This window comes from Streptomyces sp. NPDC088400, assembly GCF_044753355.1.
Taxonomy (GTDB): Bacteria; Actinomycetota; Actinomycetes; order Streptomycetales; family Streptomycetaceae; genus Streptomyces.
Genome location: NZ_JBIVMZ010000010.1, coordinates 238,354 through 262,181, shown reverse-complemented (window position 1 = coordinate 262,181; position 23,828 = coordinate 238,354). Strand labels below are relative to the sequence as shown.

Below are 23,828 nucleotides of genomic sequence, written 5' to 3'. Positions count from 1 at the left end.
CGTGACCGACGGCGACCGCCACGGAGTCGTCGTCGGTCACGCGGGAGCGAGGCCACCCGCCGTCCAAGGCCCGTAACCCGCCGGGTAACGTCGCAGACGTGTACCGCTTCCTGTTGTCCCGGCAGTGGGTGATCCTCACCCTCCTCGCCCTCGTCCTCATCCCCGTGATGACCGAGCTGGGTTTCTGGCAGCTTCACCGTCACGAGCACAGGGTCGCCCAGAACTCCCTGATCTCGGACAACCTCCAGGCGAAGCCCGTCCCGGTCACCGAGCTGACCTCCCCCGGACACACCGTCCCGCGCGCCGACTACTGGCGCCGTGTCACGGCCACCGGCAGGTTCGACCCCGCGCACGAGGTCGTCGTACGCCGCCGGACCTCCGCCGACGACAAGGCCGGCTACCACGTCCTGATCCCGCTCATCCTGAAGGACGGCCGTGCGCTGATCGTCAACCGCGGCTGGGTCCCCTCCCCCTCCACCGGGGATCAGACGGCCTTCCCGGACGTCCCGCCGGCGCCCAAGGGCGAGGTCACCATCACCGGCCGGCTCAAGGCCGACGAGACGTCGGCGGCCAGCGGCATCAGGGATATCAAGGATCTGCCGGACCGCCAGGTGATGCTGATCAACAGCGGGCAGCAGCAGCGGAATCTGGACCGTACCGTCCTCGGCGGCTACGTCGAGCAGACGTCTCCCGTTCCGTCCGGCGGCTCCCCCGAGCAGATCCCCAACCCCGACGACAGCTCGATCGGCCCCCACATGGCGTACGCCGTTCAGTGGTGGCTGTTCGTCGCCGGGGTACCCGTCGGCTGGGTGATTCTCGTACGCCGTGAGAAGCGGGACCGCGACGCGGCCGCGCGGAAGAGCACCTCCGGTCCCGGCGCGGACTCCGGCTCCGAGCCGGAGCCCACGCCCGCGACCGTCTGAGGCTGCTTAACCGCCCTGTCGTGCGGGAACACGCCTGGCGTGACACAACGCATCGAGGACTACGCACTCATCGGCGATCTCCAGACCGCCGCTTTGGTCGGCAGGAACGGCTCCATCGACTGGCTGTGCCTTCCTCGCTTCGACTCGGCGGCGTGCTTCGCCGCGCTGCTCGGCAACGAGCACAACGGCCACTGGCGGATCGCCCCCACCGGCGCGGGTGACTGCACCCGGCGCGGCTACCTGGGTGACTCGCTGGTGCTGGAGTCCGTGTGGGAGACCCGGACCGGCACCGTCAAGGTGACCGACTTCATGCCGCAGCGCGATGTGGCCCCGGACGTCGTCCGGATCGTGGAGGGCGTCAGCGGCACGGTGGAGATGAGTGCCACCCTGCGGCTGCGCTTCGACTTCGGCTCGGTCGTGCCCTGGATGCGGCGCGAGGAGGGCCACCGGCTGGCGGTCGCGGGACCCGACGCGGTCTGGCTGCGCAGCGAGCCCCAGGTCAAGACGTGGGGGCAGCACTACAGCACCTGTTCGTCGTTCACGGTCGGCGAGGGCGAGAAGGTGGCGTTCGTGCTCACCTGGCACCCCTCGCACGAGCCGCGCCCGCCGCTGGTCGATCCGTACGAGTCGCTGACGCACAGCCTGGAGGACTGGGAGAAGTGGGCGGCGCGCTGCCGGTACGAAGGTCCGCACCGCGATGCCGTCGTGCGCTCCCTGATCACGCTCAAGGCCCTCACGTACGCCCCGACCGGCGGGATCGTCGCGGCGCCCACCACGTCCCTGCCGGAGGAGATCGGCGGCGTACGCAACTGGGACTACCGCTACTGCTGGCTGCGCGATTCCACCCTGGTGCTGGGGGCGCTGGTGTCCGCCGGCTATCTGGAGGAGGCGGCGGCCTGGCGTGACTGGCTGCTGCGCGCGGTCGCCGGTGATCCGGCAGATCTTCAGATCATGTACGGCCTGGCCGGTGAGCGCCGGCTGCCGGAGAGCGAACTGCCCTGGCTGAGCGGGTACGCGGGCTCCACGCCGGTCCGGTCCGGCAACAGCGCGGTCGACCAGCTCCAGCTCGATGTGTACGGAGAGGTCATCGACTCGCTCCATGTGGCCCGGACGGCGGGCCTCCCCGCGAAGGCGCACGCCTGGAGTCTCCAGCTCAGCCTGCTGGGCTTCCTGGAGTCGAAGTGGCGTGAACCGGACGAGGGCCTGTGGGAGGTACGGGGCCCGCGCCGGCACTTCGTGCACTCCAAGGTGATGGCGTGGGTGGCCGCCGACCGGGCCGTACGGACGCTGGAGGACGACCCGACGCTCAGCGGGGACGCGAACCGGTGGCGGGCGATGCGGGACGAGGTGCACCGGGAGGTCTGCGAGAAGGGGTACGACCCGGAACGGAACACCTTCACGCAGTCGTACGGCTCCGCCGAGCTGGACGCGGCGACGCTCCTGATCGCCCGGTCCGGCTTCCTGCCGCCGGACGATCCGCGCGTCATCGGCACGGTCGACGCCGTACGGGCGGAGCTGGGGCACGACGGTCTGATGCGCCGCTACAGCACGACGGGATCGGTCGTGGACGGGCTGCCGGGCAGCGAAGGAACGTTTCTGGTCTGCTCGTTCTGGCTGGCCGACGCCCTCCATATGACCGGGCGCACGCTGGAGGCGAAGGAACTCTTCGAGCGGCTGCTCGCACTGCGCAACGACGTCGGGCTCCTCGCCGAGGAGTACGACCCGGTGGCGCGGCGGCTGGTGGGCAACTACCCGCAGGCGTTCAGCCATATCGGGCTGGTGGGGACCGCGCTGACCCTCTCGGGAACCCACACGGCAGGATAGGACCATGGATCTTGGACTGAAGGACCGCGTCTACGTCGTCACCGGTGCGTCACGGGGGCTGGGCAACGCGGCGGCACACGCACTGGCCTCGGACGGCGCGAAGGTCGTCATCACCGGCCGCGACGAGAAGAGCATCGGCGAGGCCGCCGAGGCGATCGGCCCCGGCGCGCACGGACTGGCCGCCGACAACGCCGACCCGGCGGCCGCACAACGCCTCATCGGTGAGGCCCGGGAGCGGTTCGGCCGCTTCGACGGCATCCTGATCAGCGTCGGCGGCCCGCCGCCGGGCCTGGCTGCGGACAACACGGACGAGCAGTGGCAGTCGGCGTTCGAGTCGGTCTTCCTGGGAGCGGTACGGCTGGCCCGCGAGGCTGCGGCGGAACTGGGCGAGGGCGGTGTCATCGGCTTCGTCCTCTCCGGCTCGGTCCACGAACCGATCCCGTTCCTGACCATCTCCAACGGCCTGCGCCCCGGCCTGGCGGGCTTCGCGAAGTCCCTGGCGAACGATCTTGGCCCGCGCGGCATCCGGGTGCTGGGACTGCTGCCGGCCCGGATCGACACGGACCGGGTCCGCGAACTGGACGCGCTGTCGGGGGACGCGGACGCGTCGAGGGCGGCCAACGAGTCCCGTATCCCGCTACGGCGGTACGGCACCCCGGAGGAGTTCGGCAGGACGGCCGCGTTCCTGCTGTCCCCGGCGGCCTCGTACCTGACGGGCCTGATGATCCCGGTGGACGGCGGCGCCCGGCACGGTTTCTAGGCGCTGTGCTGCTTAGCGGGCCTGTTCTCGGTCGGCCGGGGTGCCTGGGTTCAGGCGCCCCGGTCGGCCGCGCGGCCCGGTCCGCCCGGCTCAGCTCACCCGTTCCGCCCTGTGCTTCGCCGCCCGCAACCGCACCTCCGCCGGCAGCTCCCCCAGCCCCGCCGACTCGCGCGCGTGCGCCAGCGCCTCGCCCGTCAGCCGGTTCAGCGTCTCGGTCGGCACCGCGTGGGGTTCCAGGAGGAGACGGAGGCGTGCCGCCGGGCTCGTACGGCGGCCCGTCAGGCGAGCCTCGGCGCGGGCCACTCCGTCCAGCGACTCCGCGTCGTCCACCAGCGCGCCCTCCAGCGCCCGGCCGCGCAGCACCGCGCCCTCGCCGTCACGGCTGTCGACCAGTACCTCCGCCGTCCGGGCCCGGCGCAGCTGGGAGAGCAGCCACCACAGGGCCAGCACGACCAGAATCGCGAGGACCGCGATGACGACCGGCCACCACCAGCCCTCGCCGCGCCAGCGCAGCCGGTTAGCGCGGCTCAGCAGCACGTCGTGCGATCCGCCGTACGGCCACCAGGACGGCACCGGCCACTGAAGACCGACCGCCAACGCCACGCCGCCCGCGCAGAGCAGCACCAGGCCGATGAGTGCCAGCAGCACCCGGTTGATCAGCCGGACCATCCCGTCATCCCTTCTTCACGGGCCTGCGGACGTGCACCGTCAGCGTGGGCGGCTTCGCGAGGCCCAGCTCCCGGATGCCGGTGCCGAGCGCCACGTCCAAGTCGTCCCGTACGTCGTCGAGTGCGCGGAAGTGGGAGTCGGCCCGCACCTTCGCCCGGGAGCGGCTCACCTTCACGCGCGCGGTCTGTACGCCGGAGACCTCCATGGCCCGGTCGCGCAGTGCCAGCGCGGCGGCCTGCCGGTCGAGCCCGGCCCGTACCCGCGTCGAGTCCCGCCGCATCGGCAGCACTCCGCGCAGTCCGGGTGTGAGGGCGAGTACGAGGAGCCACAGTCCGAGAGCCATCGCGACGGCCGCGGCCACCAGCACCCAGGTCTGGTCGAGGGGCTGTTGGGCCAGTTGGCCGGCCAGCTCGCGACGCCAGTACATCGCGGGGCGGCCTGCCCGTACCGCCGCGACGTCGTACAGCAGCAGTCCGGCGGCGCCGAGCACGACCAGGGCCGTCAGCGCCGCGGGGATCCGGCGTGTCGACCAGAAACGGCCGGCCCTGCCGCCCCGTTCATCCGGTCCGCCCGCTCCGTCCGCTCCGCCTGCTCCGCCCGCGTCGTCCACCGGTGCCGAGCGGGGCTCGTACCGTGTGGCGGAATCCGACCGGCCCGTCTCCGGATACGCGCGCCCCTCCACACCTTCCGTCTCTTCCGTCCCTTCGGCCCAGGGGTCACTCACTGCGCCCTCCCCCCGGCCTTGACGCGTGAGTGGACGGAGTGCAGCCGTTCGACCTGCACCAGCACCTCGGGTACCTCCATCCCCGCCAACGCCCGTACTCGCTGGGCGACTTGGCGACGTACCTCGCCGCACTGCGTACCGATGTCCGAGGGGTAGTCCAATTCCACGCCGACCCGTACGTGTGCGATGTCCCGGTGCACCGTGACGGTGGCGTGGGGCGGGGCACCGCCCTCCGGTGCTCCGTCGAGTGCTTCCCATGCCGCCCGTGCGGCGATCTTCGCGACGACCCGGTCGGCGATCGTGGTCGCCCCGCGCTCACCGGCGGCCACCCGCTCCCCTCTGCCCATACGTTCACCTCCCGCCGCACGTCCATCTCCCACCCCGTGCACACTTTCCACCCCGTGCTCACCGTGCGTCTCCCGCTCACCGGCCGCCAACCGGTCACCGGCCACGCGAGGTCACCGCCGCCGGTCGTCGCGGTCGCGGCTACGGAAGAGGTCGCCCGCTTCCAGGTCGCCGTCGAGGAACCGCCCGGCCACAAAGCCGATCACTCCCAGCGCGGCCACCAGCACAAAGGCACCGAAGCCGCCGAAATATCCAGCGAATCCGAGCGCCATACCGGCCACCAGACCGACCATCGCCATGTTCATCGTGCGCTCCTCTTCCGCTCCTTCGGCCGGTCGTGGCCGCTACTGGAGCCGCGACTCGGGCTCTTCGTCGTCTTCCTCGTCGGGCAGCTTCACGTCACTGACCGCGATATTGACCTCGACGACCTCCAGCCCCGTCATCCGCTCGACGGCGGAAATGACGTTCTCCCGGACGGCGGCGGCCACGTCCATGATCGAGACGCCGTAGTCGACGACGATCTCCAGGTCGAGGGCCGTCTGGACCTCGCCCACCTCGGCCTTCACGCCCCGGCTGACGGACTTGGTACCGCCGGGGACCCGGTCCCGTACGGCGCCGAAGGTGCGGGAGATCCCGCTGCCCATGGCGTGTACGCCGACCACATCCCGGGCCGCGAGGCCGGCGATCTTCTCCACCACGCCGTCGGCGATGGTGGTGCGGCCACGGGAAGCGGGGGCACCACCACCACGCTTGGTGACGGAGGTCCTTCTCCCGTCATCGCTCGACAGGTCCCTGTTCGAAGAGACTGACTGATTGCGGGGTCCGGTCTCCGTCATGGCCATTCATCCCTTTCCGGGCGGTGATGGGCTCCTTTGCCCACATTAGGTGTGCTTGCCCCGTCCCGCGCCGTGGATGCGGCAGGCTGGACCAATGACGACTGCGTACGGCACCGACGGTTGGACGGCGGCGGTACGGGAACGGCTCGGCCTGGGCCGACTGCTCCCGCTGGGCGGATCGGCGGACGGCGCGTGGCTGGCGGAACGGGCGGCGGTCACGCAGCTGCGGTGCGCCACGGCGGGGATGCCGGGAGCCGTGCTCGGCACACTGCGGATCGCCCCGGCCGACCTGACCGGTCCGGATGATCAGAACAGTCCGGATGAGCGTGACCGTTCGGATGATCGTGACCGTACGGAACGGCAGACCGCGCACGAGAGGCCGTCCACGCCACCACCGTTGCCACCGCCCGGCGCGCTGCCGCCGGGCCCGCTCCGTATCGACGGTGAGTTCACGGCCGTGTCGAGCGAACCGCTGCCCACCGTGGCGGAACTGCTGCGCGGAGCGCTGTTCACCTGCGCGACAGACCAACTGGGGCTACGGGTGGAGGAGATCGACCTGCATGTAACGGGCCTGCTGGACACGCCGGGTGAATCACCGGCGCCCGCTGGGCCGGCCGGGGGAGGAACCACCGCCGGCGCCTCGGAGCCCAACAGCCGGGAGCCCGACAGCCCGGGGCCCGGCGCCCCGAAGCCTGAAACCCCGAAGTCCGCTGCCTTGGAAGGGGAATCGGCGCGCCTGGCGGCCTCGGTTCCCGGCGTGGCCCGCCTGACGCGGACCTTGGGCGGCGCGACGGCCGACACTCCGGAACATCTCCGGGTGGAGCTGGCGACGGCGGCCGGTCACCGCCCGCTGGATGTGGCGCGGGCGGTGCGGCAGAAACTCATGGCAGAGCTGCCCGGCGGGCCTTCGGTGACCGTACTGGTCACAGCGGTGGACGTCGCGCCCTGAGAGCCTTGCGGAATGGGGGGCGCGGGGAGCCGCGCTCATCACGCGGAGCCGCGTGTATCAGCCGTATCAGCCGGTATCAGTCGGCAAGGCCCGCAAGGTCGCGCAGGCGGCGCGCCTGCGCCGCGCGCTCCGCCGCCCGCTGGTCCTCGAAGGAGCGGCCGTGCGCGCCCTGGAGCAACGCCTTGGTCTCGATCACCGCGTCCCTCGGTGCGGTCAGCAGTGCGCCGGCGAGGTCCAGGACGGTGGCGTCGAGTTCCTCCGCGGGCACCACCAGATTGGCGAGCCCGGTGCGCTCCGCCTCACCGGCCAGTACGAAGCGGCCCGTGGCGCAGATCTCCAGCGCACGGGCGTAACCCACCAGCCCCACCAACGGGTGTGTGCCGGTGAGGTCGGGGACCAGGCCGAGACTCGTCTCGCGCATGGCGAACTGGACGTCGGACGCGACGACCCGGAGGTCGCACGAGAGGGCGAGCTGGAAGCCGGCCCCGATCGCATGCCCCTGGACGGCCGCGATCGACACGATGTCGCTACGGCGCAGCCAGGCGAACCCGTCCTGGTACTCGGCGATGACCGCGTCGAGTTCGGCGTCGGAACCCCGCGCGAGATCCAGGAACGACGGCTCACCGTCGAAGCCCTCGGGAGTGAACGCCTGCCGGTCGAGCCCTGCGGAGAAGGACTTGCCTTCAGCGCGCAGCAGCACGACCCGCACGCTGCCCGGCAGCGACCTTCCGGCTTCCGTCAACGCCCGCCACAGAGCGGGAGACTGGACGTTGAGTTTGTCCGGGTTGGTCAGAGTCACCGTGGCAACCGCGTCCTCGACGGTGAGCCGTACGCCGTTCTTGTCGAGTACTGGGTCGATCGAAGTCATGGGGCGCCTCCGGTTCGGGCAGTCAGCCGTAACAAGCTAAGTGACTGCACAGTAACCACCTGAGCGATCGTGAGAACGACCCGGGTGGCACCGGCCGAACCGGCGGCCGGGCGGAGAAGCGCTCAGCAGTCAGGCCGATGCGGCCTTCTTGCCTCGCGTCGCTCCGCCGCGTCCCCGCAGCGTCACTCCGGACTCACTGAGCATCCGGTGAACGAATCCATAGGAGCGGCCGGTTTCCTCGGCCAGCGCCCGGATACTCGCACCGTTGTCGTACTTCTTCTTCAGGTCTGCCGCGAGCTTGTCACGCGCGGCGCCGGTTACCCGGCTGCCCTTCTTCAGAGTCTCGGCCACCCGTGCCTCCTCTATGGGAAGTGCGCTCTGGAATTCCCATGATCACCCCTCGCGGGCGTCCTGGCCACCCATTCGGCAAGGTCGATACGACAAGCTTTGGCAGACTTCAAGATTTCGGCACGACCGGAATCCCTGATTCCAGAGCTGGTCATATGCGCCGCTGCCCGGAGACCCGGGCGAAGTACCAGGTCAGCGGCCGTGCCGAAGAGGGCGGGGCGGATGATGGCCAGGACGAAACGAACCGTCACGAGGCACGCCGACAGTACGAGACACCCTCACTCAGATGATGGATCACTCGTGAGCCGAATGATCCATACGCAGTGGATCACGAGAGTGATCATGTGAGTGGATCACGGCACCGGCGTCCCACCGAACCGCCTCCGGGCAGCGCACAGCCCACCGCCCGGCCGTTTCGGCGGGCGATGGGCTGTGGGCGGACGGGCATCGGGGCGGGCATCAGGCATCGGGCTGATGCCTGACCCCGGACGGTTGCCGGGCTCAGGCGAGCGTGACCAGGTCCGCGTAGTCCGCGCCCCACAGGTCCTCGACCCCGTCGGGCAGCAGGATGATCCGCTCCGGCTCCAGCGCGTGGACCGCGCCCTCGTCGTGGGTGACGAGGATGACCGCGCCCTTGTACGTGCGCAGCGCGCCGAGGATCTCCTCGCGGCTGGCCGGGTCCAGGTTGTTCGTCGGCTCGTCGAGCAGCAGAACGTTCGCGGAGGAGACGACCAGGGTGGCCAGCGCGAGCCGGGTCTTCTCGCCGCCGGAGAGCACCCCGGCCGGCTTGTCGACATCGTCCCCGGAGAAGAGGAAGGAGCCGAGCGTCTTGCGGACCGAGACCAGATCCAGGTCGGGGGCGGAGGACCGCATGTTCTCCAGGACGGAGCGGTCCGGGTCGAGGGTCTCGTGCTCCTGGGCGTAGTAGCCGAGCTTGAGGCCGTGGCCGGGGGTCACCTGTCCGGTGTCCGGCTTCTCGACCCCGGCCAGCAGGCGCAGCAGCGTGGTCTTGCCGGCGCCGTTGAGGCCGAGGATGACGACTCTGGAGCCCTTGTCGACGGCGAGATCCACGTCGGTGAAGATCTCCAGGGAGCCGTACGACTTCGACAGGCCCTCGGCGGTCAGCGGGGTCTTGCCGCAGGGCGCGGGCTCGGGGAAGCGCAGCTTGGCGACCTTGTCGGACTGGCGTACCTGCTCCAGACCGGACAGCAGCCGCTCGGCGCGGCGGGCCATGTTCTGCGCGGCGACGGTCTTGGTGGCCTTGGCCCGCATCTTGTCGGCCTGGGAGTTCAGCGTCGCGGCCTTCTTCTCCGCGTTGGCGCGCTCGCGCTTGCGGCGCTTCTCGTCCGACTCGCGCTGCTGCTGGTAGAGCTTCCAGCCCATGTTGTAGACGTCGATGTTCGAGCGGTTGGCGTCCAGATAGAAGACCTTGTTGACGACGGTCTCGACCAGTTCGACATCGTGGGAGATGACGATGAAGCCGCCGCGGTACGTCTTGAGGTAGTCGCGCAGCCAGACGATCGAGTCCGCGTCGAGGTGGTTGGTGGGCTCGTCGAGGAGCAGGGTGTCGGCGTCCGAGAAGAGGATGCGCGCCAGCTCGACCCGGCGGCGCTGACCGCCGGAGAGCGTATGGAGGGGCTGGCCGAGCACCCGGTCGGGCAGGCCGAGCGCGGCGGCGATGGTGGCGGCCTCGGCCTCGGCGGCGTATCCGCCCTTGGTGAGGAACTCCGTCTCCAGGCGCTCGTACTTCTTCATCGCCTTCTCGCGGGTGGCGCCCTGGCCGTTCGCCATCCGGTCCTCGTTCTCCCGCATCTTCTTCAGTACGGAGTCGAGGTCGCGGGCGGAGAGGATGCGGTCGCGTGCCAGGACGTCGAGGTCGCCGGTGCGCGGGTCCTGCGGCAGATAGCCGACTTCCCCGGAGCGGGTGATGGTGCCCGCGGCGGGGACGCCTTCACCGGCGAGGCACTTGGTGAGGGTGGTCTTGCCCGCTCCGTTACGGCCGACGAGGCCGATGCGGTCGCCCTTGGCGATACGGAACGAGGCGGACTCGATGAGGATGCGGGCGCCGGCACGCAGCTCGATGCCGGTTGCGGTGATCACGGAAAAACTCCAGGGCGGTATGGACGGCGGAAGAGGGCAGGCGGAGGAGATTCTTCGACGCCGGCTAATGCACAAGGAGAAATGCCATGGGCCCAGTCTAGCCGGGCCGCGCAACTGCTTTGGCTGCGCTGCCGCGAGGACCACCGGCCGACGGGCGGTGCGGCGAACGGCCGCGCGAGGACCCGGCCGCACGGAGCGCCTACCCGGGGAACGGAGGCCGATTGTCAGTGGCGGGTGCCAGACTGAGATCCAGATCACACAGATCGAAGCCGAGTCCGCGAAGATCCACGAAGATCCACGAAGAGGTGATCAGCATGACCGGAAGGACCGGAAGGACCGGAGTTCGGGCCGTCTGCCGGGTCTTGGGTACGTACGCGGGGCGCGGGCGGCTGAGGGGGCGTCGGCCGCCCCCGTCACAGCCGCCCCCGTCACAGCCGCTCCCGCCCCAGCCGCTCCGGTGCCCAGAGGTCAGGCGCCTCCGGTGTGCACCTGGAAGGCCGCCCGGCGTACGGCCTTGGCCAGGGCCGGATCCGGGTGTGCGGCGGCCAGGGCGACCAGGACCTGGACGGTACGGGGGTGGCCGATGGCCCTGACCTCGTCGAGCAGGGCGGGCACATTGCCCTGCACCGCGGAGTCGAGGTGGCGGACCAGCAGATCGCTCTCGCCGTGGTCGGCGACGGCCGCCGCGGTGTCCACCCAGAGCCAGGTCGACTCCTCGCGGGTGAGGACCTCGGACGCGTCCTCCGGGTCGGCGCCCTCGTACTCCGCCAGCCAGAGCAGGGCGTAGGGCCGCAGAGAGGTGTCGTCCGCCGCCGCCCGGACCTCGGCCTCCGCGGGGGCGCCGACGACCCGCAGCGCCTCGAAGGCGAGTCCGCGCAGGAGCGCGTCCTCGCCGCGGGCGACGGCGAGGAGCTCGGTGACGGCGCTGCCGACCGTGCGGGCGGCGAGCCAGGCCCGGTATTCGGCGCGGGCCGGGCCGGGGGTGAGGCCGGCGCAGCCGCGCAGCATGTGCTGGGCGGACTGCTCGATGTTGCCGGCGGGGCTCTGCGCGGCGACGCAGATCTGCTCCAGCTTGACCCACACCGCCCAGTTGCCGAGCGGGGTGAGGGTGGCCTGGCCCTCCCCCAGGGTCAGTGCCCCGACGGCGGCCAGGCCCTCCAGGGCCCAGTCGAGGAGCGGAGGAAGGAGAGCGTCGGCCACGGGAGGTTCGGGGGCCACGGGCCCGGTGGGGGCGGGCTGGGGGCCGTAGGGGACCTCGCAGCGCTCCTCGTGGAGTTCCACGACCCGCTGCTGGAGCAGGTCGAGCAGGGCCGGTACGAGCACGGGTCCGGCCGAGAGCTGAAGGAGGGAGAGCACCTGCGGGACGGCCTCGACGACCTCGGCGACCGTCGCCGCGGCGACATCGTCGGGGGCCGGGTGGACGAGCGACCAGGCGTCGAAGAGCGCGACCCAGCCGCGCTGGACGGCACTGTCGTCGCGGTCCCAGGCCTGGAGCCGCCAGCCGGGACGTACGGTGCCGCCGTGCAGCTCGACCAGGCCGGCCAGCCGGGCGCGGTCCCAGCCCGCGCGCACCTGGTCCGGGGTCAACTCCAGTGCTGCGGCGGCCCGTTCCTGGGCTGCCGCGGCGAGCGGACCCGCTCCGGGGTCCCGGTCGACGGCCGCCCAGCGGGCGATTCGTACGGCATCCGCGAGGACCGCCCTCGCCTGCCGGGCCAGCTCCGCCGGAGGCGGAGTGCCCTCCGGCGGCCGGGGTGCCGGTCGGCTGCGGCCATCGCTCACAGCCCGTCGGGCCGTGGTCAACGGTCGCGTGCGGACGAGGCGGAGTCTGGAGTTGCGCGCCAATTGCTCATCAGGCTTTCGGGACGTCACAGGGGCAGTCTTCCCGCTGACTGCCCGAAAGCCCAAACGGAACCCATTCCCTCGGTACCGGACCGGCGGGCGGGGGCCTTGCTACGGACGGGACGCGGGGGCACGGAAGGGAAGGAAGATGCCTGCTGGGCGGGGCCGCACGGCGCCCGGCGCGGGTGATCGCGGGGCGGGGGATCACTCTCGTACCGGACGCACCGGACGCACCTGGCGCACCTGGCGACGTGGGCGTCTTCGCCGACGCGGCGAGTTCGCCTGCCGGGCGTCGCGCGGCAGGCGGAGGTCCGAGTACCGAGGTCCGACGTCCGGCGGCAGGCGCTGGGGCCAGGAGGAATACGGGCTGGAGGAATACGGGCTACATGAGAGGGGTGAGGAAGCGGCGGAGCGTCTCTTCGTAACCGGTGGGATCCGCGTTCCACATCGCGGCGTGCGGGGCGTACGGCACCGCGTGGAGGCTGATCAGTCCTGGGCCTCGCGCGGCGAGTTCGCGGGAGGAGTTCCAGGACGCGAGGGTGTCGTCGGGGCCGTGGATGATCAGCGTCGGGACACGCAGGGCGCCCCGTCCGGCGGCCCTGAGCAGCCGGTCGCCGTCCAGACCGGCCCTGCCGCTCGCCGCCCGGACAGCGAGCGGCAGCAGGACTCCGGGGATACGGCGGGCGGCGGCCAGCGCCCGCAGGGTGGCCTCCCAGTCCAGCACCGGCGAGTCGAGGACCAGCCCGGAGATCCGCTCCCTGAGAGCGGAGTCGGCGGAGGCGAACAGGGCCATCGAGGCTCCGGTGGACCAGCCGTGGAGGATCACGCGCCGCGCGCCGTAGCGGACGGCGTACCGGATCGCCGCGTCCAGGTCACGCCACTCCGAGTCGCCGAGGTGGCCGAGGCCGTCCGGCGACCGGAGGGCGCCGGGGTCGCCCCGGTAGGCGATGTCGAGCACGGGGATCTGCTGTTCCGCCAGGAACTCCATGATGTTCATGGGGTGTTCGCGGGTGGCGCCGAGGCCGTGCACGGTGATCACCCAGGTCTCGCGCGCGCCGGGGACGAACCAGGCGGGCAGGGAGCCGAGTTCGCCCGGGATCCACACATCCTTGTGGGCGAGGCCGAGTGCGGTGGTGGGATCGCCGCTGTGCACCCACGGGGTGAGGCGTACGCGCGAGCCGGCCACGAGGCTGCCGTGGGTGACCCGTACCAGCCGCCGTACGACGGTGTGGGCGGCGTGCTCGACGCCCTCCAGCACGGGGCCGACGACCGCGTGGACGCCGGGTGCTTCGAGTCCGTACGTGCCGGGGCGCAGGGACGCGAGGCTGCGGGTCAGGGTGACCTGTCCGGCGGCCGTCGCGTGCACGGTGAGACGGGGGTCGCTGGGCAGGGGCCGTCCGGGCGGTGCCTTGAGCGCGGCATCGCCGGCGTACCGGCCGACCGCGACCGCAGCCGCGCCGACCCCGAGCACTGTGGAGACGGCCGCTGCCGTCGCTGTAGCCGGGCGCACTGTCACAGTGTCGCCACGCCCACCCGCCACGGCCAGCGGACGGGGGCCGTCGGGGTACGAAGGACTGCTGGGGTACGAGGGGCTACTGGGGTACAAAGCCGCTGGTGTACGGGGCTACCGGGTTACGGAGCGCCGCTGGCGCACCTGGCCGCCGGGTGCGAGAACCCGCCAGGGACGCCCACGTCGGTCCGCGCCGGGAGGGCGCCCGGCCGGGGCGGCTCGCAGCCCCGGCCGGGCTCGCTCTCCGGACGGACCCGCTTCCCGGGCGGAGTTGGCTCCCCGGGAGGCGACGGCCGGCTCGCGATCGGTCGGCCACTCAGCCGGGCCGACGCTCGGTCGGGCCACTGCTCAGCCTGGTCACGCTCAGACTGGTACCGCTGAGCCGGGCCCGGCTCAGCGGTACGGCCCGGCTCAGCCGCGCTGGCCGTAGCCCTTCAGTTTCTCCCCGGTCTCCCGCACCTGGGCCTCGGACAGGAGCGTGGGGGTGTGGCCGGGGACGGCTCCGGCGGTGAGCCAGAGGCGGCACATCCACTCCAGCTGGGCCGTACGGTCGTAGGCCTGGTCGAGAGTGTCGCCGTAGGTGACCGTGCCGTGGTTCTGGAGCAGGACGGCGGTGCGGTCGCGCAGGGCGTGGAGCATGTTGGCGGCCAGTTCGTCCGTGCCGTACAGCGCGTACGGAGCGACCCGGACGGCGCCGCCGAAGGCCGCCGACATGTAGTGGATCAGGGGCAGTTCGGGGACGAGGGTGGAGACGGCGGTGGCGTGGACCGCGTGGGTGTGGACCACGGCGGTCGCGGAGGTGGCGCGGTAGACGGCGAGGTGCATGGGCAGCTCGCTGGTGGGGGTGAGTTCGCCGAGGACCTGTTGACCTTCGAGGTCGACGGCTATCGCGTCCTCGGGGCCGAGCCGCTCGTACGGCACCCCGCTCGGTGTGACCAGGACCAGGTCGCCGACCCGTACCGAGACATTGCCCGAGGTGCCGACGACAAGGCCTTCCGACGCCGTTCTGCGGGCCGTGGACACCACGTCCTGCCAGGCCTGTCCGAGTGCTTCCTGCCGCTGCTGATTCGTCATACTGAAATCCTGTCAGGCTGCGCCGAACGAGCGCTCCCCCGGCGCCAGTCGGCCTCGATCCGGCGGTGGTCACGGGCCCGCCGAGGACACTCCATTAGGGTCACCCCGAAGTCCTGCTGAGTTCACCTTCCGTTCACCCTGACTCCTTACGTTCACCAAGGCCACTGACGTCCAACGATTGCCTGGGTAAATGGAACACATCACCCTGCTGCTCGCGATTGTGATCGTGACAGCTCTCGTGTTCGATTTCACGAACGGTTTCCACGACACCGCCAACGCGATGGCGACGACCATCTCGACCGGCGCCCTGAAGCCCAAGACAGCGGTGGCCATGTCGGCCGTCCTGAATCTCGTCGGCGCGTTCCTGTCCGTGGAGGTCGCCAAGACGATCTCCGGCGGACTCATCAACGAACAGGGCATCCAGACAGAAGTGATCTTCGCGGCGCTCGTCGGCGCCATCCTCTGGAACCTCTTCACCTGGCTGCTCGGCCTGCCGTCGAGCTCCTCCCACGCACTCTTCGGCGGACTCATCGGCGCCACTCTGATGTCCGTCGGCACCTCCGGGGTCAACGGCGGAGTCGTCATCACCAAGGTTCTGATCCCCGCGCTCGCCGCGCCGGTCGTCGCCGGTCTCGCCGCGCTCCTCGCCACCCGGCTGACCTACCGGATCGGCCGCCGTACGGACGACAAGGCGACCGCCAAGGGCTACCGCGCCGGACAGATCGCCTCCGCCGGTCTCGTCTCGCTCGCCCACGGCACCAACGACGCGCAGAAGACCATGGGCGTCATCACCCTCGCGCTGGTCACCGGCGGCGTGCTGTCCCCCGGCTCCAACCCGCCGCTGTGGGTCATCGTCTCCGCCGGCATGGCGATCGCGCTCGGTACGTACCTGGGCGGCTGGCGCATCATCCGCACCATGGGCAGCGGGCTCACCGACCTCCGGCCGCAGCAGGGCTTCGCCGCCCAGACCAGCGCCGCGACGGTCATCCTGGCCTCCTCCCACCTGGGCTTCTCGCTCTCCACGACCCAGTCCTGCTCCGGCGCCGTGATGGGCGCGGGCCTGGGGCGCAAGGGCGGGGTGGTCCGGTGGTCCACCGCCACCCGGATGTTCGTCGCCTGGTGCCTGACGCTGCCCGCCGCCGGCCTGGTCGCCGCCGGCGCGGAGTTCCTGACCGGCCAGGGCACCTGGGGCATCGCGGTCGTCGCCGTACTGCTCGTCGCGTTCTCCGCCGCCATCTGGCTCGCGTCGCGCCGCCGTCCGGTCGACCACACGAACGTCACGCCGGGCGAGACCGGGACGGACGGAACGGGACCGGACTCCGGGATCCCCGAGCCGGCCGATGTCGTGACCACCGCTGTCGCGGCCGTCTCCCCGCCGCCCGTCACGGCCGGCACAGCCGCCCAGGACCTCTCCACCACCATCCAGGCCCCCGCGGGCCCCGCCGGCGAGCCGGCGCGAACCGCCTCGGTGTAAGGGAAGAACCGCATGAACATCGACTGGGCGGCCCTCGGTTCCGTCTTCGGCGTCAGCCTGCTGGCCACGGTCGGCCTCGTGGGCCTGTTCACCCTGGGCATCGTGGGCCTCGCCAAGCAGGAGACCGTGGGAACGGCTGCGCAGGGCGCGGGCGACTCCGTACGCGCGGGCGGCTCCGTGGCTCTGGCGCGCGCGGGCGCGTACGCCTGCTTCGCGCTGTGCGCGGCGGCCGTGGCGTACGGCATCTACATGATCGTGGCCTGACCTCCGCCACCTCCCCCTGAGACAACACCAGTCCCCTGAGACAACACCAGCCGGTCCCGGCGCACTTCGGGTGCGCCGGGACCGGCTTTTTCGAAGAGCCCTCGCCGGAGCGCGGAGAACGGGTGGTGTCGCGCGTCATGTGGGGCTCGGCACACTGTCCCGTCGCAGGTCAGGGAGGAGTTGACGGGTGTTCGCGCACCGTGGTGGACTGCCGAGGCCATACACGGCGGCATGAAAGAGGAAGCCGGTGCGAATCCGGCGCGGTCCCGCCACTGTCACTGCGAGCCACGTCTCCAGGAGCCAGGAACTCTTGCCGCCGCGTCACGTCGAGCCAGGGCGCGGACCCTGAGTGAGGACACCATTCGCCATGCCTGGCTGCGGTTCGGCCGCCGATCGGGTCTTCGCTTACGGCGCCACCCTCGGCCTCCTGGGCGACCGGCTGTTCGGCGATCCGCGCCGGGGGCATCCGGTCGCCGCGTTCGGCAGGGCCGCGGGGGCTGTTGAGCGGACACTGTGGCGCGACCACCGCGGGTGGGGCGCGCTGCACACCGCCGTGTGCGCCGGTGGCGCCGCCGGAATCGCGGCGCTCGCGGCCCGAGGAGTACGGGGGATACAGGGGGTACGGAGCCGTCGTACCGGCTCCATCGGCTCTGTCCCTTCCTTCACGTCGGCCTCTTCCGTCACATCCATGGCACTGACCGCCGCCGCCACCTGGGCCGTCGTCGGCGGCACCACGCTGGGCCGGGAGGCCCGCGCCATCGGCGGGGCACTCGCCGCCGGGGACATCGACGCGGCCAGGGAACGACTGCCTCATCTGTGCGGGCGCGACCCGCAGGCACTCGACGGACCCCAGATCGCGCGGGCCGTCGTGGAGTCCGTCGCCGAGAACACCTCCGACGCGGTCGTGGGCGCGCTGGTGTGGGGAGCGGTCGCGGGAGTACCGGGTCTGGTGGGGTTCCGCGCGGTGAACACCCTGGACGCGATGGTGGGGCACCGGTCGCCCACGTACCTCCGGTTCGGCTGGGCCTCGGCCCGGCTGGACGATGTCGCCGGCTGGCCCGGGGCCCGGCTGACCGCGGCGCTGGCCGTCGTGGCGGGCGGCGATCCTCGCGGCGCGCTGCGTGCGCTGCGGCAGGACGCCCGTACGCATCCGAGCCCCAACGCGGGCCCGGTGGAAGCGTCGTTCGCCGGGGCGCTGGGCGTACGGCTCGGGGGGACGCTCGCGTACGGCGGGCGGGTGGAGCACCGGCCCGTACTGAACGAGGCGGGGCGGCCCGTCGAGGTCGCGGACATCGAGCGGGCCGTGCGCCTGTCGGGCCGGGTGAACGCCCTCGCGCTCGCGGTGTGCGTCGTGGGACGTTTCGCGGGGCGGTTCGCGTACGGCGCTCTGCGGCACAGGACTTCAGCCAGGACATCGGCCGGAACATCGGCCGGAAAGGTGCGGGGATGAGCCGGGGCAGGCGCGGCGGCGGGCTGCTGATAGCCGGGACCACCTCCGACGCGGGCAAGAGCGTGGTCACGGCGGGGATCTGCCGCTGGCTCGTGCGCCGGGGCGTGAAGGTGGCGCCCTTCAAGGGGCAGAACATGTCCCTGAACTCGTTCGTGACACGCGAAGGCGCGGAGATCGGGCGGGCGCAGGCGATGCAGGCCCAGGCGTGCCGGGTGGAGCCGACCGCGCTGATGAATCCCGTTCTGCTCAAGCCGGGCAGCGACCGCAGCAGCCAAGTGGTGCTGATGGGGCGGCCGGTGGGCGAGTTGAGTGCCAAGGGCTACCACGGCGGCCGGCAGGAAGCCCTGCTCGGGCCTGTCCTGGAATGCCTGGAGGAGCTACGGGGCACGTATGACGCGGTGATCTGTGAGGGGGCGGGCAGTCCGGCCGAGATCAATCTGCGCCGTACCGACATCGTGAACATGGGCATCGCGCGGGCCGCGCGGCTGCCGGTGGTCGTGGTCGGGGACATCGACCGCGGCGGGGTCTTCGCCTCGTTCTTCGGGACGACCGCGCTGCTGAGCCCCGAGGACCAGGATCTGATCGCGGGCTATCTCGTCAACAAGTTCCGGGGCGATGTGTCGCTGCTGGAGCCGGGCCTGGAGATGCTCCGCGGGCTGACGGGCCGGTCCACGCTGGGCGTGCTGCCGTGGCGGCACGGGCTGGGCATCGACGAGGAGGACGGGCTGCGGGTCTCGATGCGCGGCGCCGTACGCGAGTCCCTGGTGGCTCCCCCGTACGGCGAGGACGTGCTGCGGATCGCGGTCTGCGCCGTACCGCTGATGTCGAACTTCACCGATGTGGACGCGCTGGCGGCGGAGCCCGGGGTCGTGGTGCGGTTCGTGGACCGGGCCGAGGAGCTGGCCGACGCGGATCTGGTGATCGTGCCGGGCACGCGCGGCACGGTGAAGGCGCTGGCGTGGCTGCGGGAGCGCGGGCTCGCCGACGCGATCGCCCGGCGGGCCGCCGAGGGGCGTCCCGTCCTGGGGATCTGCGGCGGCTACCAGATCCTCGGCGAGCACATCGACGACGAGGTGGAGTCCCGCGCGGGGGCCGTGTCCGGGCTCGGGCTGCTGCCCGTACGGATCCGGTTCGAACGGGAGAAGACCCTGGCCAGGCCGGTCGGCGTGGCGCTCGGGGCACCCGTCGAGGGGTACGAGATCCATCATGGCGTCGCGGATGTGCGGGGCGGCGAGGCGTTCGTCTCCGACGGGCGCGGTCGGGCGCTGGACGGCTGCCGGGTCGGAGCCGTCCAGGGCACGCACTGGCACGGGGCGCTGGAGAGCGACGCGTTCCGGCGGCGGTTCCTGACGGAGGTGGCGCGGGCGGGCGGCCGGCGTTTCGTACCGGCGCCCGACACCAGCTTCGGCGCTCTGCGGGAGGAACAGCTCGACCTCCTCGGCGACCTCGTCGAGGAGCACGCGGACACGGACGCGCTGTTGCGGCTGATCGAGGAGGGGGCGCCGGCCGGGATGCCCTTCATTCCGCCGGGAGCGCCATGACCAGAGGGAGTGCCAGGACCACCGGTCGCAGCGCACGCACGAACACCGGCCGCCCCACCAGCCTCACTCGCACAACCACCGGCTTCTGTACCCGCGCCGCCGTACGAGAGCCACGTGCCGCCGTACGAGAGCCACGTGCCGCCGTACGAGAGCCACTCGAAGGAGCGATCAGCATATGAGCACCCCTTATCCGTTCACCGCCGTGGTGGGGATGGACGATCTGCGCCTCGGTCTGCTGCTCAACGCGGTCAGTCCGGCGGTCGGCGGCGTCCTTGTGCGGGGCGAGAAGGGCACGGCGAAGTCCACGGCCGTACGGGCTCTCTCGGCGCTGCTGCCCGAGCTGGCGGTCGTCGCGGGCTGCCGGTTCAGCTGTGATCCCGTCGCGCCCGATCCGCAGTGCCCGGACGGACCGCACGAGACCGCGCCCGGCATATCCCGGCCCGCCCGGATGGTCGAACTGCCCGTCGGCGCGTCCGAGGACCGGCTCGTCGGGGCGTTGGACATCGAGCGTGCGCTCTCGGAGGGCGTGAAGGCCTTCGAGCCGGGTCTGCTCGCCGGCGCGCACCGGGGCGTGCTGTACGTCGACGAAGTCAACCTGCTGCACGACCACTTGATCGACCTGCTGCTGGACGCGGCCGCCATGGGCGCCTCGTACGTCGAGCGCGAGGGCGTCTCCGTACGGCATGCCGCGCGCTTCCTGCTCGTCGGGACGATGAACCCCGAAGAGGGCGAGCTGCGGCCGCAGTTGCTGGACCGCTTCGGGCTCACAGTGGAGGTCGCGGCCTCCCGGGAGCCCGATCAGCGGGTGGAGGTCGTACGGCGGCGGCTCGCGTACGACGACGATCCGGCGGGTTTCGCCGCGCGGTGGGCCGACGAGGAGACCTCGCTGCGCGAACGGATCGTCGCCGCACGGGCGTTGCTGCCCCAGGTGCGGCTCGGGGACGCCGCGCTGCGGCAGATCGCCGCGACCTGTGCCGCGTTCGAGGTGGACGGGATGCGCGCGGACATCGTGATGGCGAGGACGGCCACGGCGTTGGCCGCGTGGGCGGGACGTACGGACGTGCTCGCCGAGGATGTGCGGCAGGCCGCGCTGCTCGCGCTGCCGCACCGGCGGCGCCGTAATCCGTTCGACGCGCCGGGGCTGGACGAGGACAAGCTGGACGACACGCTGGAGGAGTTCGGCGGCGAGGACGAGAACGGCGGGGGCGACGGGGACGACGACACCGATCCCGACGGCCCCGACGGAGGCGGGGGCGGTGGCGGTCAGCCGCCGCGGAACGGGCCCGACGACTCCAGCGCCTCCGACGGATCCGACAGCTCCAACGACTCCGACACACCGCAGGAGCCCTCGTCCGGGCGGGACGACGCGCCCTCGGAAGCGGAGCCGGAACCGCGGCCCGAGGGCGAGCAGCCTCAGCGCCCCGGCGCCGGTGAGCAGTCCGCCGTACGGGCCTCCGAGCCGTTCCGTACGAAGACGCTGAGCGTGCCGGGGCTGGGCGAGGGCGCGGCCGGGCGCCGCTCCCGGGCCCGTACCGACCACGGCAGGACGACGGGATCCCGGCAGCCCAGAGGCTCCCTCACCAAGCTGCATCTCGCGGCGACGGTGCAAGCGGCGGCTCCCCACCAGCGGGCACGTGGGCGCAGCGGCCCGGGGCTCATGATCCGTAAGGACGATCTGCGGCAGGCGACCCGGGAGGGGCGCGAGGGGAACCTCGTGCTGTTCGTGGTCGACGCGTCCGGGTCGATGGCGGCCCGGCGGCGGATGAGCGCCGTGAAGGGCGCGGTGCTCTCGCTGCTGCTGGACGCGTACCAGCGGCGCGACAAGGTCGGCCTGGTCACCTTCCGGCGGCAGGAGGCGGAGGTCGCACTGCCGCCGACCTCGTCGGTGGACGCGGCGGCGACCCGGCTCGAATCGTTGCCGACGGGCGGACGCACCCCGCTCGCCGCCGGGCTGCTCAAGGCCCATGACGTCCTGCGGGTGGAGCGGATGCGCGATCCCGCGCGCCGGCCTCTGCTGGTCGTGGTGACGGACGGGCGGGCGACGGGCGGCCCCGATCCGGTGGCGCTCGCCTCACGGGCGGCGCGGCTGCACGCGGCGGACGGGACGGCCTCGGTGGTCGTGGACTGCGAGTCGGGGCCGGTACGGCTCGGCCTGGCCGGTTCCCTCGCCACCGATCTGGAAGGCACCGCGATCACGCTCGACGAACTGCGCGCCGACAGCATCGCCGGTCTGGTCAGGGACGTACAGCAGGTCAGCAACTCGCACCCCAGGAGGGCCGCTTAATGCCACAGGGACAGCCGGAATCCGTACCGGACGACGGTCTCACCACCCGCCAGCGCCGTAACCGTCCGCTCGTTCTCGTCCATACGGGTACGGGCAAGGGCAAGTCGACGGCGGCGTTCGGGCTCGCGCTGCGCGCGTGGACGCAGGGGTGGCCGGTCGGCGTGTTCCAGTTCGTGAAGTCGGCGAAGTGGAAGGTCGGCGAGGAGCGGGCGCTGAAGGTGCTGGGGGCGAGCGGCGAGGGCGGTTCCGTCGCCTGGCACAAGATGGGCGAGGGCTGGTCGTGGGTGCAGCGCGACAGCCAGCTGTCCAACGAGGAGGCGGCGCGTGAGGGCTGGGAGCAGGTCAAGCGGGACCTGGCGGCCGAGACGCACCGGCTGTACGTCCTGGACGAGTTCGCCTACCCGCTGCACTGGGGCTGGGTGGACACCGACGAGGTGATCGAGGTGCTGCGGACGCGCCCCGGCAGCCAGCATGTGGTGATCACCGGGCGCAACGCACCCGAGAAGCTGACGGACTTCGCGGATCTCGTCACGGAGATGACGAAGGTCAAGCACCCGATGGACGCGGGCCAGAAGGGCCAGAGGGGCATCGAGTGGTGAACGTCCCGCGCCTGGTCATCGCCGCGCCCTCGTCGGGCAGCGGCAAGACCACCGTCGCGACGGGTCTGATGGCGGCCTTCTCGGAGCGCGGTCTGGCCGTGTCTCCGCACAAGGTGGGGCCCGACTACATCGACCCGGGGTATCACGCGCTGGCGGTTTCGTCCGGGGCAGCCGCCGCCGGGAGCGGCCGGGGCACATGGGTGCGCCCCGGCCGGAATCTCGACGCGTACATGTGCGGTCCCGGTCTGGTCGGGCCTCTGTTCGCGCATGGCGCGGCGGGCTGCGACCTGGCGATCGTCGAGGGCGTGATGGGCCTGTACGACGGTGCCTCGGACCAGGGTGAACTGGCCTCCACCGCACAGGTGTCGAAGCTGCTGCGGGCACCGGTGGTGCTGGTGGTGGACGCCTCGTCGCAGTCCCGTTCGGTGGCGGCGCTGGTGCACGGCTTCGCGTCCTGGGATCCGGAGGTACGGATCGGCGGGGTGATCCTCAACAAGGTCGCCACCGACCGGCACGAGCGGTTGCTTCGGGACGCGCTGGACGGGTCGGGTGTGCCGGTGCTGGGGGTGCTTCGGCGTACGGATCAGGTCAGCGCCCCTTCGCGCCACCTGGGGCTGGTGCCGGTCGCCGAGCGGCACACGGCCGCCCTCGAAGCGATGCGCGAGCTGGCGGAACGGGTACGGGCGGGCTGCGATCTGGAGGCGCTGCTGGCGCTGGCGCGCAGTGCGCCCGGACTGGACGCGACGGCCTGGGAGCCGGAGATCGAACCCGTACCCGTCGTACCGAACGGTGGTGAGCGGCCGGTGGTGGCCGTCGCCGGCGGGTCCGCGTTCACCTTCTCGTACGCGGAACACACCGAGCTGCTGACGGCCGCCGGCGCGGACGTCGTCCCGTTCGATCCCCTGCGCGACGAGCAACTCCCGGACGGAACACGGGGCTTGGTGATCGGCGGCGGATTCCCCGAGGTGTACGCGCCGGAGCTGTCGGCCAACGAGCCGCTGCGCAAGGCCGTGGCCGAGCTGGCGCACTCCGGCGCTCCAGTGGCCGCCGAATGCGCCGGGCTGCTGTATCTCGCGCGCTCCCTGGACGGGAAGCCGATGTGCGGGGTGCTGGCCGCCGACGCCCGGATGTCGGGGCGGCTGACGCTGGGCTACCGGGAGGCGGTGGCGATCGGCGACAACGCGCTGGCGCCGGCGGGGACGCGGGTACGGGGACACGAGTTCCACCGGACGGTACTGGAGCCGGGGGCCGGGGCGGATCCGGCGTGGGGCGTCGTACACCCGGAGCGCCGGGTGGAGGGCTTCGTACAGGGCGGCGTGCACGCGAGCTATCTGCATACGCACTGGGCGGCGACGCCGGACCTGGCGCGGCGGTTCGTCGGGAGATGTGTGACGTGAGGCGCAGGACGCCTCTCCGCCCGGCCGACGGCACAGTTGACTGTTCAGCC

General features: G+C 71.9%; 22 protein-coding genes and 1 riboswitch. Of the genes, 11 read left to right on the top strand and 11 right to left on the bottom strand.

From position 1 onward, the window contains the following. Window positions 1-98: 98 nt before the first annotated feature. From ACIQD6_RS25295 to ACIQD6_RS25285, 3 genes are read left to right on the top strand one after another with little or no spacing between them, the layout of a single operon-like run. Window positions 99-923 (top strand): SURF1 family protein, encoded by an 825-nt coding sequence (locus ACIQD6_RS25295; protein WP_401886057.1) that lies wholly within the window; start codon window positions 99-101, stop codon window positions 921-923. Between the two features lie 39 nt (window positions 924-962). After that, a complete protein-coding gene (locus tag ACIQD6_RS25290) occupies window positions 963-2,747 on the top strand; it encodes a glycoside hydrolase family 15 protein (protein ID WP_401886054.1) in 1,785 nt (594 codons plus the stop codon). Window positions 2,748-2,751: 4 nt separating this feature from the next. Further along, window positions 2,752-3,507 (top strand): SDR family oxidoreductase, encoded by a 756-nt coding sequence (locus ACIQD6_RS25285; RefSeq protein ID WP_401886052.1) that lies wholly within the window; start codon window positions 2,752-2,754, stop codon window positions 3,505-3,507. A 90-nt stretch (window positions 3,508-3,597) separates the two neighbouring features. Here ACIQD6_RS25285 and amaP read toward each other — a convergent pair whose 3' ends face one another. The 5 genes from amaP to ACIQD6_RS25260 form a co-directional block, all read right to left on the bottom strand. Next, window positions 3,598-4,176 carry an alkaline shock response membrane anchor protein AmaP gene (amaP, locus tag ACIQD6_RS25280; protein ID WP_401886049.1) on the bottom strand — a complete coding sequence of 193 codons (579 nt, stop codon included), beginning with the start codon at window positions 4,174-4,176 and terminating at the stop codon, window positions 3,598-3,600. A gap of 4 nt (window positions 4,177-4,180) precedes the next feature. Continuing rightward, a complete protein-coding gene (locus ACIQD6_RS25275; RefSeq protein WP_401886183.1) occupies window positions 4,181-4,786 on the bottom strand; it encodes a DUF6286 domain-containing protein in 606 nt (201 codons plus the stop codon). Window positions 4,787-4,896: 110 nt separating this feature from the next. Continuing rightward, window positions 4,897-5,247 carry a hypothetical protein gene (locus tag ACIQD6_RS25270; RefSeq protein ID WP_401886048.1) on the bottom strand — a complete coding sequence of 117 codons (351 nt, stop codon included), beginning with the start codon at window positions 5,245-5,247 and terminating at the stop codon, window positions 4,897-4,899. Between the two features lie 111 nt (window positions 5,248-5,358). Then, on the bottom strand, window positions 5,359-5,550 hold the full coding sequence (locus tag ACIQD6_RS25265; protein ID WP_401886045.1) for a hypothetical protein: 192 nt from the start codon (window positions 5,548-5,550) through the stop codon (window positions 5,359-5,361). 39 nt (window positions 5,551-5,589) lie between these two features. Next, entirely contained in the window at window positions 5,590-6,081 is a 492-nt protein-coding gene (locus tag ACIQD6_RS25260; protein WP_401886042.1) for an Asp23/Gls24 family envelope stress response protein, read from the bottom strand. A gap of 94 nt (window positions 6,082-6,175) precedes the next feature. Between ACIQD6_RS25260 and ACIQD6_RS25255 the strand changes: the two genes are divergently transcribed. Next, window positions 6,176-7,030: a hypothetical protein gene (locus ACIQD6_RS25255; RefSeq protein ID WP_401886041.1), complete on the top strand. Its 855-nt coding sequence runs from the start codon at window positions 6,176-6,178 to the stop codon at window positions 7,028-7,030. 76 nt (window positions 7,031-7,106) lie between these two features. On the opposite strand, the gene ACIQD6_RS25250 is transcribed toward ACIQD6_RS25255, so the two are convergent. The 6 genes from ACIQD6_RS25250 to ACIQD6_RS25225 form a co-directional block, all read right to left on the bottom strand. Further along, window positions 7,107-7,898: an enoyl-CoA hydratase/isomerase family protein gene (locus tag ACIQD6_RS25250; RefSeq protein ID WP_401886039.1), complete on the bottom strand. Its 792-nt coding sequence runs from the start codon at window positions 7,896-7,898 to the stop codon at window positions 7,107-7,109. A gap of 129 nt (window positions 7,899-8,027) precedes the next feature. After that, on the bottom strand, window positions 8,028-8,249 hold the full coding sequence (locus tag ACIQD6_RS25245) for a helix-turn-helix domain-containing protein (RefSeq protein WP_030753304.1): 222 nt from the start codon (window positions 8,247-8,249) through the stop codon (window positions 8,028-8,030). A 498-nt stretch (window positions 8,250-8,747) separates the two neighbouring features. Beyond that, window positions 8,748-10,346, bottom strand: a complete 1,599-nt coding sequence (gene abc-f, locus ACIQD6_RS25240) for a ribosomal protection-like ABC-F family protein (protein ID WP_401886037.1) — start codon at window positions 10,344-10,346, stop codon at window positions 8,748-8,750. 468 nt (window positions 10,347-10,814) lie between these two features. Continuing rightward, window positions 10,815-12,146: a hypothetical protein gene (locus tag ACIQD6_RS25235; RefSeq protein ID WP_401886034.1), complete on the bottom strand. Its 1,332-nt coding sequence runs from the start codon at window positions 12,144-12,146 to the stop codon at window positions 10,815-10,817. Window positions 12,147-12,567: 421 nt separating this feature from the next. Continuing rightward, window positions 12,568-13,695, bottom strand: a complete 1,128-nt coding sequence (locus tag ACIQD6_RS25230) for an alpha/beta hydrolase (RefSeq protein WP_401886032.1) — start codon at window positions 13,693-13,695, stop codon at window positions 12,568-12,570. Window positions 13,696-14,106: 411 nt separating this feature from the next. Then, window positions 14,107-14,769, bottom strand: coding sequence for a class II aldolase/adducin family protein (locus ACIQD6_RS25225; protein ID WP_401886030.1), 663 nt, complete (start codon window positions 14,767-14,769; stop codon window positions 14,107-14,109). A gap of 190 nt (window positions 14,770-14,959) precedes the next feature. Between ACIQD6_RS25225 and ACIQD6_RS25220 the strand changes: the two genes are divergently transcribed. The 7 genes from ACIQD6_RS25220 (at window position 14,960) to ACIQD6_RS25190 (ending at window position 23,778) form a co-directional block, all read left to right on the top strand. After that, entirely contained in the window at window positions 14,960-16,243 is a 1,284-nt protein-coding gene (locus ACIQD6_RS25220) for an anion permease (protein WP_401886027.1), read from the top strand. A gap of 12 nt (window positions 16,244-16,255) precedes the next feature. Continuing rightward, window positions 16,256-16,507 (top strand): hypothetical protein, encoded by a 252-nt coding sequence (locus ACIQD6_RS25215; RefSeq protein ID WP_401886025.1) that lies wholly within the window; start codon window positions 16,256-16,258, stop codon window positions 16,505-16,507. Between the two features lie 187 nt (window positions 16,508-16,694). Further along, window positions 16,695-16,840: riboswitch (cobalamin riboswitch) on the top strand. A gap of 34 nt (window positions 16,841-16,874) precedes the next feature. After that, window positions 16,875-17,957, top strand: a complete 1,083-nt coding sequence (locus ACIQD6_RS25210) for a cobalamin biosynthesis protein (RefSeq protein ID WP_401886023.1) — start codon at window positions 16,875-16,877, stop codon at window positions 17,955-17,957. Next, entirely contained in the window at window positions 17,954-19,498 is a 1,545-nt protein-coding gene (locus ACIQD6_RS25205; RefSeq protein WP_401886021.1) for a cobyric acid synthase, read from the top strand. Before ACIQD6_RS25210 ends, ACIQD6_RS25205 begins: the two co-directional genes overlap by 4 nt. 175 nt (window positions 19,499-19,673) lie before the next feature. Next, window positions 19,674-21,782 (top strand): putative cobaltochelatase, encoded by a 2,109-nt coding sequence (locus ACIQD6_RS25200; RefSeq protein WP_401886018.1) that lies wholly within the window; start codon window positions 19,674-19,676, stop codon window positions 21,780-21,782. After that, window positions 21,782-22,381: a cob(I)yrinic acid a,c-diamide adenosyltransferase gene (cobO, locus tag ACIQD6_RS25195; protein ID WP_401886016.1), complete on the top strand. Its 600-nt coding sequence runs from the start codon at window positions 21,782-21,784 to the stop codon at window positions 22,379-22,381. The genes ACIQD6_RS25200 and cobO overlap by 1 nt, the downstream gene beginning before the upstream one ends. Further along, window positions 22,375-23,778 carry a cobyrinate a,c-diamide synthase gene (locus tag ACIQD6_RS25190; RefSeq protein WP_401886014.1) on the top strand — a complete coding sequence of 468 codons (1,404 nt, stop codon included), beginning with the start codon at window positions 22,375-22,377 and terminating at the stop codon, window positions 23,776-23,778. Before cobO ends, ACIQD6_RS25190 begins: the two co-directional genes overlap by 7 nt. Window positions 23,779-23,828: the final 50 nt, after the last annotated feature.